Annotated in this window: 1 pseudogene; it reads right to left on the bottom strand. The window is 64.9% G+C overall.

Going from position 1 to position 536, the window contains the following annotated elements:
* Window positions 1-536: pseudogene (locus ACM6I6_RS26165) on the bottom strand (type IV secretion protein Rhs); the annotation flags it as partial.

The following is a 536-nucleotide window of genomic DNA, read 5'->3' on the forward strand; positions in this document are numbered from 1 at the left end:
GCCCTGCGCGGTCGGCAGGCGCTGGATCGACAGCAGGCGATCAGCGTCGTCATACACGTAATCCTGACGGGCATCGGCATTGAGTTTGGCCAGCAACCGGCCAATGCTATCGCGTTCGAATTCGGTGCGGCGTTGTGGCCGTTCACCGCGTTCGCCGTAGCCGGCTTCATCGACCTGGGTCAGATGCCCGCCGAGGTTGTAGCTGAAGCGCCGGGTCAGGTTGTCGATGCGTTTTTCTTCGATCAACCGGTCGCACGCATCGTAGGCGAACTGGTACGTCGCGTTGTTTTCGTTGATCAGCGCGGTCAGGCGAATCGCCGGGTCGTACTCGTAGCGGATGCGCTGGCCTTTGGCGTCCTGGCGGCTGCTCGGCAGGCCACGGGCGGTGCGCAGCAGGCGCGTGGTCTGGCCTTTGCCGTCGGTGTGCGTCAGCACTTGGCCGAGGGCGTTGTAGGTGAACGATTCGGCGCTGCCGTCCGGGTGGCGGATGCGCAGCACTTCGCCGTCGGGCTTGCGCTCCAGCGTGGTGGTCTGAC

Source organism: Pseudomonas sp. IT-P218, from assembly GCF_949767605.1.
Classification (GTDB): domain Bacteria; phylum Pseudomonadota; class Gammaproteobacteria; order Pseudomonadales; family Pseudomonadaceae; genus Aquipseudomonas; species Aquipseudomonas putida_AE.